We start from the raw sequence: 14,889 nt of genomic DNA on the forward strand, positions 1-14,889 counted from the left end.
CGAGAAACCCGAGCTTAAGGAGCGCCATGGCCCTGGCCCCGTTGCCCACCGTCACGCTGACACCCGTCGCATTCTTCCCGCAGTGGTATTTCCCGGAAAACCTCGCGGTGCGCGCCGACCGGTCGATTCTCGTCACCGACGTCGTGCACAAAGAGCTGTGGTGGGTGCCCCGGGCAGATCACGCAGCGGTGGTCGAACCGGTCCTGGTGCACACCTTCGATCACCCGGTCACGGGGATCGCGGAGGTGGCGCCCGACGTGTTCATCGTCTGTCTCACCGAGGGCTACACCACGCATGAATCGCACTTGGCGAGAATCGATTTCACCGGCTGGGCACCGGGGGCAGCGGTGTCGCCGGAGCTGATCTACACCTTCGACGACCGTGTCCGCGCCCTTAACGGCAGCTGCGTGCTGGGGCCGGACGTGTTGGCCATCGCCGACTGCTTCGCCGGGCTCATCTGGCGCGTCGACCTCGCTGACGACGCGCGCAGCGCCACGGCCCGGGTGTGGCTGGCTGACGACACCATGGGCGACGACCCCGATAGCGGCGTGCCTCCCCCGCCGCAGCCCGGCGTGAACGGCGTCCGGTACGGCGCGCGCACCGGTCACCTGTACTACACCTCGACCGCGCAGAAGGTGTTCATGCGCGTCCCCGTGGATTCGGCCACCCTCGACCCGGCCGGGCCGGCGCAGTTCGTCGCCGCCATCGACAACGCCGACGACTTCTGCCTCGACGAGGATGCCGGATTCGCCTATGTCACCAGGCATCGCGCCAACACCCTCGACCGGGTGCCGCTGGCGCCCCGGCACGGCAGCGAGGTGCGCCACATCGCCGGGGACCCGTTCGACGAAACGCTGGTCGGCCCGTCCAGCGCCGCATGGGGCCGCGGCCCCGGCGACCATGGCCGCGTCGCCTACGTCACGACCGACGGCGGGACCACGGCTCCCCCGGAAGGCATCGTCCGGCACGCCGCGCTGCTGCGCGTCGAGTTGCGTTACGCGGACCGGCCATGAGGCGTCGCAGCGAGATCGTCACCACCGGCGCTGCATCGATCGAGACCTATGTCGATGGACGCGGTCCGGCGGTGGTCATCATCCCGTCCTATGGCCGGGACGGCGCCAAGGACTTCGACTCGCTCACAGCGACACTCGTCAATGCCGGCTACCGGGTGCTGCGCCCACAACCCCGCGGCATCGGACGCTCGGTTGGCCCGATGAGCGACGTGGGCTTCGGCGACATGGCCGACGACATCGCGGCGGTGATCGAGACCCTCGCCGAGCAACCCGCGGTCGTTCTCGGGCACGCCTTCGGGAACTTCGTCGCCCGCGCCACCGCGGTGCACCATCGCGACAAGGTCGCCGCGGTGATCCTCGCCGCGGCGGCCGGGAAAACCGTTGCGCCGGAGGTCAACTCGGCCCCGATGCGCGCCGGTGACCTGTCCCTGCCCGAGGCCGAGCGGCTCGCCGCGCTGCGCCTGGCGTTCTTCGCGCCCGGCCACGACCCGTCGATCTGGCTCGACGGCTGGTACCCCGAAACCCTCGCCATGCAGGTCGAGTGCGCCCGCGAGGCCGACGTGGATCGTTACCTGGGTGCGGGCGACGCGCCCGTTCTCGAGATCATCGCCGCCCTGGACCCCTTCCACCGGCGGGCGGAATGGGCCGACCTGCGCACCCGCTACGGCGAGCGCATCACCTCGACGGTGATCGGGGACGCCAGCCACGCCCTGTTCCCCGAACAGCCCGGGCGGGTCGCCAGGGCGATCGAGGGCTATCTGCGGGTTCACAGCGGCGCCATCAGATAGGTGCCTGTCTGTAAAAACCCTGTCAAACTCCCGTAAACACGCTTCGCCACCGTCGCGGATGAGGTCTCTGGCTGCAAAAATTCTCTTGCAGAGGTTTCGCTCGTCCCCTCGTTATAGGAAGAACTCATGCCCACCCTTGAGACACGCCTCCGCCAGGAGTTGCGCGACTGCGCCCTTGAGTTACGGCAGCTTGCCTACACGGTGCCTAACGGGGTCGGCGAACATGCCCTGCTGCAGCTTTCGGACCGGATGCGGGCCGCCGCCGAGCAGGCGGTCCGAAAGGGAGCCTAGGCTTAGCGGCTCGCGCGTGCATCCAGGTCACCACGTGTGCAGCCACGGCGCGGATTTCGGCGAATAGTCGCCGTCACCACACACTGAAAGCCCTAGGCGCACACTCAAATGCCTTCGGCCCTCAGCCGGCCCTGAGACGAATCTTCCAGCGCACGAAGCCCAGGTAGACCACGCTGAGCAACACCAGCATGCCCATGTCGAACCACCACGCGCCGAGCGTGTGGCGCCAATGCGAGTCGTGCGGCACCGACGGCACCGCCTGCTGCAGTGTGAGCAGGTCGACGGTGGAGGCCGACGCCGCGAAACCCCATCTGGCCGGTGTGGCCCAGGACATTTGGTCCAGCCCGAGGCGATCGGTGACCGGAATCATGCCGCCGGAGAACACCAGCTGCGACATGACCGCCACGACGAGCAACGGCATGATCTGCTCGTTGGACTTGGCGATCGACGACAAGACCAACCCGAGCATCGCCGAGGCAACGGTGGTCATCGCGACGTCGACGAAGAGTTCGACATCGGGAATGCCCAGCGCCACGGCACCCTGCGTCGGCCCGCCCTTGCCGATGATCGCGATGATGGTGACGATCGCGGACTGAATGACCGCGAACACCGTGTAGACGAACACCTTCGCCAGCAGGTATGCCGACGTGGACAAGCCAACCGCCTGCTCGCGCAAAAAGATCGCGCGCTCACCGATCAGATCCCGAATCGTCAGCGCCGTCCCCATGAACACCGCACCGACATTGAGCAACACCAGGATCTGTCCGGGTTCGGTGGGCGCGGCACCCATGGGGTTCGGCTTGCCGAACCCGACGTCGCCGGGTACCGACATCGACAGCGAGCCCATGATGAACGGCAGCAGAGCCAAGAAGACGAAGTAGCCGCGGTCGGAGACGATCAACCGCACCTGGCGCCGCGCGATCGTGGAGAACTGCCGGAGCAGGCTGGTGTGCGACGGATCGCCGATTTCGGCGGGTTGCTCGGCGGGCGGCGGTGGAGGGGGCGGGCCCGTCCGCGCCAGGTAGCGCGCCTTGGCGCCGTCGGGGTCGCCCGCGACCGTGCTGAAGATGTCGGCCCAGTTCGTCGTGCCCATCGCCGGACCGATCTGGCTGGGCGGCCCGCAGAACGCGGTCTTGCCGCCGGGCGCCAGCAACAGCACCTGATCGCACACGTCCAGGTAGGTCAGCGAGTGGGTGACCACCAGCACCACACGGCCGGCGTCGGCCAGCTGCCGCAGCATGGTCATCACCTGCCGGTCCAGCGCCGGGTCCAGGCCCGACGTCGGCTCGTCCAGGATCAACAGCGACGGTCCGGTCAGCAGCTCCAGCGCCACCGAGGCCCGCTTGCGCTGACCGCCCGACAGCTTGTCGACCCGGGTCTGCAGGTGCTGGGTCATCTCGAGTTCCTCGAGCACCCGGGCCACCACCTGGGCGCGATCGTCCTTGGTGGTGTCGGGCGGCAGCCGCAGTTCGGCGGCGTACATCAGCGCCTGCTGCACGGTCAGCTGACCGTGCACCACGTCGTCCTGCGGCACCATCCCGATCCTGCTACGCAGCGAGGCGTATTCGGCGTGCACGTTGTGTCCCTCGAAGGAGACCGTGCCCTTGCTCGGGTGCGTGTAGCCGGCCACCAACCTTGCGAACGTCGACTTTCCCGCGCCCGACGGGCCGATGACGGCGGTCAGCGTCCCGGGCTGTGCGCCCAGCGAGATGTCGTCCAGCAGGACCTTGTTGTTCTCGATCGTCCACGTCACGCCGCGCACGTCGAGACCGCCGGTGCGGGTCGCCGTCGCGGTCTCGTCGCGGCGGGCCAGCGTGCCGCCGGCGAAGACGAGGTCGATGTTGCCGATCGTGACGACGTCACCGTCGTGCAGCACGGCCGTTTCGACGCGGGCGCCGTTGACGAACGTGCCGTTGATGCTGCGGTTGTCGCGGATTTCGGTGCCGTGCGGCGTGGGGACGAGGGTGGCGTGGTGGCGTGAGGCCAAGACCTCGGGAATGACGATGTCGTTGTCGTTGGCCCGGCCGATCTTGATCGCGCCGGGCATGGACTCCACCGAGGTGCGGCCCGGCCGCAGGATCTTCATCATCGACGTCGCGATGTTGGTGGAATCGCCGACGCGGCCCGTCTCGTCGGCCGGTGGCCCCGCGACGCGGCCGGTTTCCGGCTCCGCCGGCGGGGCCTGCGGCACCTGCCCGGTTTGCGGGCGGTAGATCTTCGGCGCCGCCTGCGGTCCGCTGCCCGGTTGGATGGGCTTCGGCCCGCTGGGCGGATGAACCGGTTCCGGTCCGGACGGCGGGTGGATCGGCTCCGGCCCGCTGGGCGGGTGGATCGGCCTCAACCCGGGCGGATGCGGTTGCTGGCGGACCGGTCCCGACGGCTGCGGCGGCTGACCGGGCCAGTGCTGCCCGGCCGGCTGCGGCTGGCTGTGCGGCGCCCGGGCGCTCGGTCCGCTGGCGGGGTTGAAGATCGGTATCGACGTCGTCAGCGGCGGCCGACCGGCCAAACCCTGGTGGCGGCCGACCTCGAACGTCAGCGCCGGGCCGTCGGGGTTGCCGATGTTGACCCGCATGCCGTCCTGGATGTCGACGACGGGAACGCGACGATTCTGGACGTAGAGCCCGTTGAGGCTGCCGTTGTCGATGGCAATCCATCTCCCCTGGTCGAATCGCACGATGAGATGCGTCCGGGAGATCAGCGGGTGTGCGACGCGGACGTCGGCGCGCAGATCGCGCCCGATGACGACGTCGGTGCCTGCTGCAAAGGTGCGCTCGGATCCCTCGTACCGCACGGTCAGCACAGGTGGGACTGGTGGGCTCACGAGGACCAACTGTATCGGCAGCGGCGCCGATTGCGACCCAAGTCGGCAACGCGGTTCGGGACTGCGCTCATCGATCCCAAAGGAAGGTAAACCCAAGCAACGCGAATGACCGCCGATCGAATTCGCGTCCGAGATCCGTCATCCCGCAGCCGCGGCGAAATCCGCCTGTTGCCGACCCACCCAGTGTCGGCGGCCGCCGGGCAAACCGTCCGCCGCGGCGGTGACCTCTTTGATGAAGTCCCCGATGTAACGAATGGCCTGCCTTCCTTCCGGCAGGATGTCCGCCGCTATCGGGAAGTCGTGAATTTGGCGGTCCCACAGGTGCAGATCGCAGCGAACCCCGCTGAATTGCAAACGCTCAGCCATGAGCTCGGCGTCCGGAAGTAGCAATTCGTCGGAGCTTGCGTGGATGGTCACCGGGGGCAACGAGGACAGATCCGCGTCCACCGGTGACTCGACGCGCGCGGCCGTTCCCCCGTCGTGCGGAAGGCGCACCTCGCCGAGATACCGGGCAAACATCGACAACGCCGCCCGGGTGAACATGGAGCACCGGCGCGCGTTGCGGTGGCGCAGTTTGCGGGCCGGGTCGGCGTCGGTGAACGGCGAGATCGTCGCGATGCCGGCGGGCCGCACGACGCGCGTACGCACGGCCGCCAGTGCGATCATGAAGGCCAGGTATCCACCGGCCGAGTCGCCCGCCACGACGATCTGGCCCCCGCCGTAGCCGCGCTCTGCCAGCCAGCGCAGCCCGTTCATCCCGTCTTCGATCGCGTCGGCGATCTGATGGGTGGGCAGCTTGCGGTACCCGACGGTCAGCACGCCGGCGTCCGCCGCCTTGGACAGCCGAGTCACCAGGGACCGGTGCGTGTTGAGGCCGCAAGTGAGGAAGGCGCCGCCGTGGAGGTAGAGAATCGCGCGCTTGGCAGAGACGCCGGGCGCGCGTACCCATTCGGCAGCACAGTTCTCGAGCCGGATCGGTTCGATCTGCGCCGAGTGGGGGAAATGCGGCATCAAGCCCGCCAAACCGTCCACATATTGGAAAGGCCAGTGCAGATTCGGCTGAATGGCCCACGCGCGCACGACATTCTTCACCAGCAACCGGCTGGCCAGCGACACAGCAAAAGACTGCGGGCTGTGCCGATGGTGAACGCGCCGGGTCATTGCCTGGCTTGGCAATATGTGATAACGGTTCGGCCGCATCGCCATTCGCATTCACCTCCGTGGAGGTCAATCGGGTACCCGGCGCCGTCGGGGAAAAACGGCGCGCTAATCCCTGGCAAATGTCGGCTTCATCACTGTTTGAGGCGCGAACAGCGTGGGTATGGGGCATCGTTGCGCCGGTGGCCCAAGATATTGGGCATGGAAGAGGCGACGCCCGCAGCCGCGCTGCTGGCCGATCGGGTCGCGGTGGTGACCGGGGGCGGTGGGGGAATCGGCGCGGCAACCGCGCGGCTGTTCGCCCGGCACGGGGCGCACGTGGTCATCGCCGATATCGACGACGAGCTGGCAAGCCGCACGGCCGACGGCATCACCGCGTCGGGTGGCTCCGCCGTGGCCGTCACCACGGATGTCCGCGACGCGGATCAGGTGGCCGCCCTGGCGCGATCGGTGCTGGATCGGTACGGCCGGATAGACGTGCTGGTGAACAACGTCGGCCACTGGCTGCGCCACCCGGGCAACTTCGTCGACACCGACCCGCAACTGTGGGACGACCTGTACCGCATCAACCTGCACCACGTCTTCCTGGTCAGCCACGCGTTCCTGCCCGCGATGATCGATCGGGGGGTCGGCGCGATCGTCAACGTCTCATCGGTCGAGGGGTTACGCGGCTACCCCGAGGACCCTGTGTACGCCGCTTTCAAGGCCGCCGTCATCCACTTCACCCGCAGCCTCGCCGTGCAGGTGGGCCGTGACGGGGTGCGGGTCAACGCGATCGGTCCCGACGTCACCGAATCGTTGCAGGTGCCGTACTCGCAGTGGCTGTCCGCCGAGGAGCAGACGCAGTGGCCGCAATGGGTCCCGGTCGGACGGATGGGGCTACCCGAGGACCAGGCCCGCGTGATCCTGTTCCTGGCCTCCGACCTGTCGGCGTTCGTCACCGGCCACACCATCCCCACCGATGGCGGCACCGGCGTGGCGGGCGGCTGGTTCCGCTCGTCGCGCCGACCCGGCCGGGAGTGGACGAATCGCCCCCTCGCGCCCTGACCGCCACGGTGCACGAGGCCAGCGGCAGCGCAAGCATGCCGACCATCCCGGAACGATGATCGCGCCCGAACTCCTTGGCCCGTGCGCAATTGATTACTTGACATTTCGCCGGGCCGCCGTTCGCTGGGAGGTCAGGCGTATTGGGCCGGCCCGTTGGCCATGAACCGCGCCTGATCGTCGATGATCGTCACGGGGATGCCGTTGAGCGCCCCGTTGCCGGACGGCTCGTCGAGGAACGTCGGCGGGGACAGCGCGTTGGTATTGGCCCCGGGTGAGTCGTTGGCCACCGACATGCGGGTGCCCGGCTTGCCGTGTCCCCAGCCGTGCGGCATCGATACGACCCCGGGCTTGATCGCTTCGGTGACCTCGACGGGCACCCGGATCTCGCCGGCCTCCGACTTCACGGTGACGACGTCGGTGTCCGCGACGCCCCAGCGGGCGGCGTCCTCGGGATGCATCAGCAGCGTGCACCGGTCCTTGCCCTTCATCAGCGCGGGAACGTTGTGCAGCCAGGTGTTGTTCGAACGCAGGTGCCTGCGGCTGACCAGCACGAGCGGCTCGGCCGGTCGCTCCATCCGCGCCGCCAGCCGCGGCAGGTCATCGAGCAGGTATTGCGGCGCGAGGTGGATCTTCTTGTCGAGGGTGCCCAGCATGTCGGGCAGCTGCGGCACCATCGGCCCGAAGTCGATTCCGTTCGGGTTGGCCTTGAGCATCTCCAGCGTGAGCCCGCCCGGGTTCTTGCCGTACTGATCGCCGAAGGGCCCCGTGCGCAGGGTCAGGTCGAGCATCCGCTCCGGGCCGCCGTGCTCGTAGAGCTTGCGGATTTCGGCGCCGTCGACGCCCCGCGTGAAGGCCAGATAATCGAAGAAGCCGTCGTCGATCGCGGCGACGTCCACCTCTTCGGCCGGCGTGCCGGTGCACAGGCCGGTCAACCGGATCAGGATCTCCCATTCGTGCGGGCGATCCCCGGGGTCGAACACGGGTGCGGAGTAGTTCGCGATGCTGCGGATGGCAAACAGCAGGATCAAGTCGTCGTGGTGCGGCTGCTCGAGCGGGGACAGGCCCGGCAGGATGACGTCGGCGTGGCGCGTCGTCTCGTTGAGCCAAAGGTCAACGGAGATCATCGCTTCCAGCATCGGGAGCACCTCGTCGAGCTTGTCGCCACCGGGGGTGGAAAGCACCGGATTGCCGGCCACCGTGATCAACGCCTTGAGTTGTCCCTCGCCCGGTGTGGCGATCTCCTCGGCCATGCACGACACCGGCGCCTGCCCGAGCACCTCCTTCGCGCCGCGCACCCGGGTGCGCCAGCGGCCGAACTCGGCCAGGCCTCCCTCCAGACCCGGCAACGGCTGCGTCGTGATCGACCACGCCGCAGGCTTGGGGAACATGGCGCCGCCGGGGATGTCGAAATGGCCGGTCAAAATGTTGATGACGTCGACCAGCCAGCTCGCCAGGCTGCCAAACTCCTGATTGCACAACCCAATTCGCCCGTACACCACCGACTTGTCGGTGCCGGCGAGTTCGCGCGCCAGCCGGCGGATGCGGTCCTCGTCGATGCCGGTCGCGGTGCTCACCCGCTCCGGCGGCCACTCCGCGGCGACGCGGCGCATCGTCTCCAGGCCCTCGACGTGCGGCCCCGCGTTGACCAGCCCCTCGTCGAAGAGGGTATGGGCCACGGCCAGCAGCAGCGCCGCGTCGGTGCCCGGCACGATCGGAAGCCACTCGTCGGCCTGGGCCGCGGTCTGCGTGCGCACCGGGTCGATCACGATCACCTTGCCGCGCTTGCGAATCTTGGCGATCAGCCCCATCACGTCCGGCGCGGCCAGCAGCGAACCCTGTGACGCGGCGGGGTTGGCGCCCATGATGACCAGCAGGTCGGTGCGTTCGATGTCGGGCACCGGGAAGTTCCACCAGAGGCCATACATCAGGTGTGACGACAAATTCTTCGGCCATTGGTCGACGGTGCCGGGCGAGTAGGTGATCGGCATCCCGGACATGCCCATCAGCACGCCCGCATACCGGGCCAGCGAAAAAGAGTGCGCCAGCGGGTTGCCGGTGTAGGCGGTGACCGCGCCGATCCCGTACTTCTCGATCACCGGCGTCAGCAGCTCGGTGCACCGGCGAAATGCCGCGTCCCAGCTGACCTCGTGCCATTGCCCGTCGACCTTGATCATCGGGCGCCGGATGCGGTCCGGGTCGTCGTGCACCTGGGCCAGCGATACGCCCTTGGGGCACAGGTGTCCCCTGCTCCAGACATCGTCGCGGTTGCCGCGGATGCTGGTGACTTTGCCGCCCTCGACCCGAATCTCCAAGCCGCACATGGCTTCACACAGTGGGCAGGTGCGCAGATGCCTGCCGTCATCGCCGGTCGTCACTCACCCACTGTATTCCGCTACTACCAGTAGCGGAAGTGGCAAATGTCCGTGGTCAGGACGCCCAGGGGCCGATACCCCCGACCTTGTCTATGCGGACGCGCGTGAGAAATCCCGGCGGCGCACCGTCCGGCGGGAACTTCGTGTTGGGGTCGCCCAGGATCGGGTTGAGCTCCGCCAGGAGCTCGGGCGCCCCGCCCTCGACGATTCGCGCGGTTCCGGTGACCGAGAGGTAAGGCCGCATCCCCTGCCCAGCCTTGTCCAGCGACAGGATCGTGACGGCCACACGTGGGTCGTTGCGGACGTTGCGCACCTTCTTGTGCTCGGCGAGGTGCGCGGTGACGAGCTCGTCTCCGTCGGGTGTCGACTGCAGCGCGACCCAGACCACGCTCACCTGAGGGCTGCCGTCGGGATTGAGGGTCACCAGGGTGGCGTCGGCACCCTTGCCGATGAGTTCGCGTGCGGGGTCGTTGAGCTTCATGCGTTGTTCTACCGCCACGCGCCGCGATTCATTCCCTGGAATCAGATTTGAATATGACCAGTTGGCTGTACTCCTTCGGCCGCCGCTCCTACCGTCGTATTCGACATGACCGAGCATCAGCCGCCGACCGGCATCGAATACCTGCGCAGTGAAGTGCTCGATCGGATGGATGCCCAACCGTTCGACGACTGGTCCCCCGCCCTCTTGCGCGCTCTCATCGCCGTTTTCGACCTGAATGGGGTGGCGCCGGCGCGGGCGCTGCGCGGTTTCCGGCCTTATCTCGTCAGGTGACGCGCCGCGGTTAGGCTCGCGCCGTGGACATGTGGGAATTGGTCGCCCGCGAGCAGATCCGGGACACCCTCGCGCGGTACAACTGGTCGGGCGACGCCGGCCGGCTCGCGGGCCTCGCGGAGACCTTCTGCACGGACGGCGTGCTCGAAATACGCGGATTGGAGCCGTTGCGCGGGCGGGCCGAGATCGTGTCGTTCCTCGGCGGCGTCACGGGGAACGTCGCCCGCGACCTCGACGTCAAGCCCGTCGTGCGCCACAACCTCGCCAATGTGCTCTTCGCCGGGCTGACACCCGAGCGGGCGGAGGTCTCGTCCTACTTCACCGTTGTCACCCACATCGGGCTCGACCATTTCGGCCGCTACCGCGACGTCCTGGCCCCCGCCGATGGCACCTGGCTGATCCGGCATCGCAAGGTGTCGACCGACTGGGCGGCCCCGAACTCGACCATGGCTCGCTGATCCGAACGGCCGGTCAGATGAATATTGCTGGCTGTTTCGTTAAATGTACTGCCGCGATGTTTGCCAACGCCCGCCCAGCGGCTACAGATTAGGGATCACATCACGAGATTGCGGTCCGCCGTGGTGGCGCGCGCCGTAGGCGCCCCGGGGTTGACCACCGGTCATGCGACCAGTGGTCACGGCCGCGCTAAGGGGATTGGTTGGGGGATGCAGCGACTCAGTGGGCTGGACGCGTTCTTTTTGTACCTGGAATCACCAACGCAGCCGTTGAATATTTGCTGCGTCATGGAGCTGAACCCCGAAACGAACCCGGGCGGCTATACGTTCGAACGGTTCCGGGAGGCGCTGGCGGTGCAGGTGGATGCCGTGCCCGAATTCCGTTTCAAGCTGGCCGACAGCCAACTGAACTTCGACCATCCGGTCTGGGTCGACGACGACCGTTTCGACCTGGCGCGGCACCTGCACCACGCCGCGCTCCCCTCGCCCGGCGGACCGCGGGAGTTAGCGGAGATCTGCGGTCACGTGGCGGGGCTGCCGCTCGATCGGGATCGCCCGCTGTGGGAAATGTGGGTGATCGAGGGTCTGCACGGCAACGACGCCCTCTCCGTGATCCTCAAGGCGCACCACGCGGTCGTCGACGGGGTCGGCGGCGCCAACCTGCTGGCCCAGTTGTGCAGCACCGCGGCCGATGCCCCGCCACCCAAACCGGCTGACCGCACAGCCGGGGCGAATCCGCTGCAGATCGCCGCGTCGGGTCTGCTGGGCGCCGCGCTGCGGCCGTGGCGGCTGGCCAAGGTGGTGCCGGCAACCGCGGTGACGCTCGCGCAAACCATCGTGCGCGCCCGCGGCGGCGGGCATACCATGGCCGCCCCGTTCGCGGCGCCGCCGACGGCATTCAACGGTCCGTTCACCCGGCGCCGCAACGTCGCCATGACCTCCGTGGACCTCGAGGACGTCAAGGCGGTCAAGAGCAGGTTCGGTGTGACCATCAACGACGTGGTGACGGCGCTGTGCGCGGGGGCGCTGCGGCAGTTCTTATCCGACCGGGACGAACTGCCGGACAGCCCGATGGTGGCCAGCGTGCCGGTGTCGGTACACGGCAGGTCCGATCGACCAGGCCGAAACCAGACCACATGGATGCTGTGCCGGCTCGAAACGCAAATCGACGACCCGGCCCAACGGCTGAGCAGCATCGCTCAGGGCAACGCGTCGGCCAAGGACCACGCCGCGTCGATGGGTCCGACCCTGCTGCAGGACTGGACGCAAGTGGCCGGGCAGACCATGTTCGGCGCCGCGAGGAAGCTGCTGCCGCGTATGCCGTTGCCCGAGAACCCACCACACAACCTGGTGTTGTCCAACGTGCCCGGCCCGCAGGAGCAGCTCTACTTCCTGGGGTGCCGGATCGACGCCATGTATCCGCTGGGCCCGATCATTGCGGGCGCCGGGCTCAACGTGACCGTCATGTCGCTCAACGGCCGGCTCGGTGTCGGCATCAACGCCTGCCCCGACCTCGTACCAGACCTCTGGGAGCTCGCCGACGCCTTTCCCGCGGCGCTCAAGGAACTGATGGATTGCGGTCCGCCCTCCCCGCGCTAGCGAGCGTGGTTGCGCCGCTTTACGTTTCAGGTTGGCGGCGCTGCGCCGATCGTCATGATGGCGAGTCGGCATCCCTCCGGACCCGCACGCCAGGCGTGGTCGACGCCGGTGACCACCGCGCTGTCACCGGCGGTAAGCGGGTGTGGGCCGTCGTCGAGGATGAGGTCCACTGAACCGGATAGCACGACATCGAAATCGATGGTGTCCGTGTGATGCATGGAGAACTCGCCACCCGGTGCGTACTCGATCGCCGCCCAGCGCAGCGCGCCGGGCGGCACGACCAGATCGAGCAGGTCCGCGGCCCGCCCGCCCCCGGTCGAAATCGACGGCAGGGATCCGGCCGCGTAGAGCACCGAATAAAGGACGCCGCCGGTCCCGGCGCCCCCCTGCATTTCGACGGCGCCGTCCCGCGCGGCGCACGACCGCCCGGATTCGTCGACGCCGGTGACCAGCAAGCGCATGCCCGAAGACTGTAGACGAGGGCCGGCCGACCGATGGGCGGAACACCGCTCCCGCTCAACGCGGCGGCATGGCAGGGTGACATGCGTGACGGACACACGTGAACTCGTCGAGCAAGACCTGCGCGAAATCGGCACCCCGAAGGGCGCATTGCGCTACTACGACTGCGGCCCGAGTTCCGGCCCGGTGCTGCTGTTCCTGCACGGCTCCGGTCCCGGGGTCACCGGGTGGCGCAACTTTCGCGGGGTCCTGCCGACCTTCGCCGAGCACTTCCGCTGCCTGGTCCTGGAATTTCCGGGCTTCGGGGTCAGCGACGACTTCGGGGGCCACCCGATGGTTGACGCGTTCGGCGCCGTGTCGCCGTTGCTGGAGGCGCTGGGCGTCGACAAGACGCACATCGTCGGCAACTCGATGGGCGGCGGCGTCGGCATCAACTTCGCCATCCGCCATCCGGACCGCGTCGGCCGGCTGGTGACGATCGGCGGGATCGGCACCAACATCTTCAGCCCCAGCCCCAGTGAGGGGATCCGGCTGCTACAGGAGTTCGTCGAAGACCCGACGCGCCAGCGCCTCGTCGACTGGCTCAAGTCGATGGTGTACGACCAGGCTCTGGTCACCGACGAACTCGTCGAGGAACGCTGGCAGCTGGCGACGGACCCGGAGACCCTGGCGGCCGCGCGCCGCATGTACGGCAAGGCGGCGTTCGCCGGGATGAACGCCGCGATGGCGGCCTCCGACCGGCCGCAGCCGTGGGCGGTCATGCACAAGCTGGCCGCGCCGACGCTGCTGACCTGGGGCCGAGACGACCGGGTGAGCCCGCCCGACATGGCGCTCATCCCGATGCGCACCATCCCGAACGCCGAACTGCACATCTTCCCCAACTCCGGGCACTGGGCCATGATCGAGGCCAAGGAGGCGTTCGAGAGCGCCGTGCTGGCCTTCCTGACCCGCTAGCTGTACTCGGCGGGGCGCCGCCGTCACGGCTAAACGGACCCGGCAAGGCCCTTCGTCAAGAGCGCGTGCGCGTCGGGATTGCCGTCGAGGACCCGGCTGGTGCGGGCGGTGATCAGCCAGCGGTCGTCGATCCTCCTGAGCACGAAATGGTGGGCGGTCGCCCGCCACACGCGATAAGCCCCCGTTTCAGGGCCGTCGCGGACGAGCACCAGCGATTCGCAGACCGCTACCGCCTCGTCGCCGGCGAGCGTGACGACGCAGGGCCCGAGGAAATGACAGCAGCCCTTGGCCACCAGCTTCTGATGGGCCTGCGAGCTGATCATCGCGTGGACGTCCGCCCGGCTGTTCATGCGCCAACCGTCGACGTCGTAGACGCCGTCGGTCGCCCACAGCCGCGCCGCCGCGTCCGCATCCCCGGCGTCCACCGCCGGGCCGTAGGAAGCGATCAGCTGCCGGATGTCGCGGTCGTCCTCGAGCCGGCGCAGCCGCGCCGCCAAGTCGTCGATATCGGTCATCGGTGCGCTCCTCATCGGTGATTGGTGCCCGAGTCGACTGGCAGTCACTGCGGTGCCCTGACGGGCGTGATGAACACCCCTTCTGCCTCCACCGTGGTTCCCCGATTGTCGGCGATGCGCCCCTTAGCGAAGGTCTTAACCCCGTCGATGCGATCAACCCGTGCCTCTACGCGGACCGGGCCAAGGGGCGTTCCCCGCACATAGCGCAGCGTCAGCGTGCCCGTGTAGGCCGGGCGTCCGGGCTGATGGGCGGTTGCGCCCAGGACGTGGTCGAGGATCATGGCGCACACACCGCCGTGGGCATGACCGGGAGGCCCCTCGTAGGCAGCGCCCAGCGTGACTTCCGTCCACACCGCACCATCGGCGTTCCGGTGCACCGTGAGCGGCGGCGCGACGGGATTGCGGATGCCGATCAGCACGTTGCCCGACGCGACGGGTTGTCCGTCGACGGTCGGACGGACACCGAACGAGCCGGGCATCAGGACTTCGCTCAGCCGCTCGACCGCGTAATCGACGTTCGCCGTGGCCGCCGCGACCGAGGTCGCCCCCGCCTCCGTTCGGATGGTGACATCGATGAGACGGCGCACGGATTCGGCAAGCTGACCGTAATCCGACTCAGCTTCGCTGTGGTCAGTCACCGGGCAC

General features: G+C 68.2%; 15 protein-coding genes. 8 read left to right on the forward strand and 7 right to left on the reverse strand.

The features are described from left to right. Window positions 1-26 precede the first annotated feature (26 nt). From MTAB308_RS02645 to MTAB308_RS29180, 3 genes are all read left to right on the forward strand, one after another. A complete protein-coding gene (locus MTAB308_RS02645) occupies window positions 27-1,013 on the forward strand; it encodes a hypothetical protein (protein WP_077097640.1) in 987 nt (328 codons plus the stop codon). Then, window positions 1,010-1,801: an alpha/beta fold hydrolase gene (locus tag MTAB308_RS02650; RefSeq protein ID WP_077097642.1), complete on the forward strand. Its 792-nt coding sequence runs from the start codon at window positions 1,010-1,012 to the stop codon at window positions 1,799-1,801. The genes MTAB308_RS02645 and MTAB308_RS02650 overlap by 4 nt, the downstream gene beginning before the upstream one ends. Before the next feature lie 126 nt (window positions 1,802-1,927). After that, entirely contained in the window at window positions 1,928-2,092 is a 165-nt protein-coding gene (locus MTAB308_RS29180) for a hypothetical protein (RefSeq protein WP_167670467.1), read from the forward strand. Window positions 2,093-2,213: 121 nt separating this feature from the next. Here the strand turns inward: MTAB308_RS29180 and MTAB308_RS02655 are convergent, their stop codons facing one another. Together MTAB308_RS02655 and MTAB308_RS02660 are read right to left on the reverse strand one after the other, a co-directional pair. Next, a complete protein-coding gene (locus MTAB308_RS02655) occupies window positions 2,214-4,922 on the reverse strand; it encodes an FHA domain-containing protein (RefSeq protein ID WP_173842106.1) in 2,709 nt (902 codons plus the stop codon). A 129-nt stretch (window positions 4,923-5,051) separates the two neighbouring features. Beyond that, a complete protein-coding gene (locus tag MTAB308_RS02660; RefSeq protein ID WP_108637189.1) occupies window positions 5,052-6,113 on the reverse strand; it encodes an alpha/beta hydrolase in 1,062 nt (353 codons plus the stop codon). Between the two features lie 159 nt (window positions 6,114-6,272). On the opposite strand from MTAB308_RS02660, the gene MTAB308_RS02665 reads away from it, so the two are divergent. Beyond that, the gene (locus MTAB308_RS02665; protein ID WP_077097646.1) at window positions 6,273-7,118 is read left to right on the forward strand and encodes an SDR family NAD(P)-dependent oxidoreductase; all 846 of its coding nucleotides are present in this window, start codon (window positions 6,273-6,275) and stop codon (window positions 7,116-7,118) included. Between the two features lie 131 nt (window positions 7,119-7,249). Here MTAB308_RS02665 and MTAB308_RS02670 read toward each other — a convergent pair whose 3' ends face one another. Both MTAB308_RS02670 and MTAB308_RS02675 read right to left on the reverse strand, forming a co-directional pair. Beyond that, window positions 7,250-9,493, reverse strand: coding sequence for a molybdopterin-dependent oxidoreductase (locus MTAB308_RS02670; protein WP_077097648.1), 2,244 nt, complete (start codon window positions 9,491-9,493; stop codon window positions 7,250-7,252). A 52-nt stretch (window positions 9,494-9,545) separates the two neighbouring features. After that, complete coding sequence (locus tag MTAB308_RS02675; RefSeq protein ID WP_077097650.1) at window positions 9,546-9,971, reverse strand: PPOX class F420-dependent oxidoreductase; 426 nt, start codon at window positions 9,969-9,971, stop codon at window positions 9,546-9,548. 105 nt (window positions 9,972-10,076) lie between these two features. Between MTAB308_RS02675 and MTAB308_RS02680 the strand changes: the two genes are divergently transcribed. From MTAB308_RS02680 to MTAB308_RS02690, 3 genes are all read left to right on the forward strand, one after another. Then, a complete protein-coding gene (locus MTAB308_RS02680; protein WP_077097652.1) occupies window positions 10,077-10,262 on the forward strand; it encodes a hypothetical protein in 186 nt (61 codons plus the stop codon). Window positions 10,263-10,285: 23 nt separating this feature from the next. Then, entirely contained in the window at window positions 10,286-10,720 is a 435-nt protein-coding gene (locus tag MTAB308_RS02685; RefSeq protein WP_077097654.1) for a nuclear transport factor 2 family protein, read from the forward strand. A gap of 207 nt (window positions 10,721-10,927) precedes the next feature. After that, a complete protein-coding gene (locus MTAB308_RS02690; RefSeq protein ID WP_077097656.1) occupies window positions 10,928-12,316 on the forward strand; it encodes a WS/DGAT/MGAT family O-acyltransferase in 1,389 nt (462 codons plus the stop codon). Between the two features lie 26 nt (window positions 12,317-12,342). On the opposite strand, the gene MTAB308_RS02695 is transcribed toward MTAB308_RS02690, so the two are convergent. Continuing rightward, window positions 12,343-12,777: a cupin domain-containing protein gene (locus MTAB308_RS02695; protein ID WP_077097658.1), complete on the reverse strand. Its 435-nt coding sequence runs from the start codon at window positions 12,775-12,777 to the stop codon at window positions 12,343-12,345. An 85-nt stretch (window positions 12,778-12,862) separates the two neighbouring features. Between MTAB308_RS02695 and MTAB308_RS02700 the strand changes: the two genes are divergently transcribed. Beyond that, the gene (locus MTAB308_RS02700) at window positions 12,863-13,729 is read left to right on the forward strand and encodes an alpha/beta fold hydrolase (protein ID WP_083746415.1); all 867 of its coding nucleotides are present in this window, start codon (window positions 12,863-12,865) and stop codon (window positions 13,727-13,729) included. Between the two features lie 29 nt (window positions 13,730-13,758). Here MTAB308_RS02700 and MTAB308_RS02705 read toward each other — a convergent pair whose 3' ends face one another. Further along, a complete protein-coding gene (locus tag MTAB308_RS02705) occupies window positions 13,759-14,244 on the reverse strand; it encodes a nuclear transport factor 2 family protein (RefSeq protein ID WP_077097660.1) in 486 nt (161 codons plus the stop codon). Window positions 14,245-14,288: 44 nt separating this feature from the next. Further along, a complete protein-coding gene (locus MTAB308_RS02710) occupies window positions 14,289-14,882 on the reverse strand; it encodes a PaaI family thioesterase (protein ID WP_077097662.1) in 594 nt (197 codons plus the stop codon). Window positions 14,883-14,889 lie beyond the last annotated feature (7 nt).

It is taken from the genome of Mycobacterium terramassiliense (assembly GCF_900157385.1).
Classification (GTDB): domain Bacteria; phylum Actinomycetota; class Actinomycetes; order Mycobacteriales; family Mycobacteriaceae; genus Mycobacterium; species Mycobacterium terramassiliense.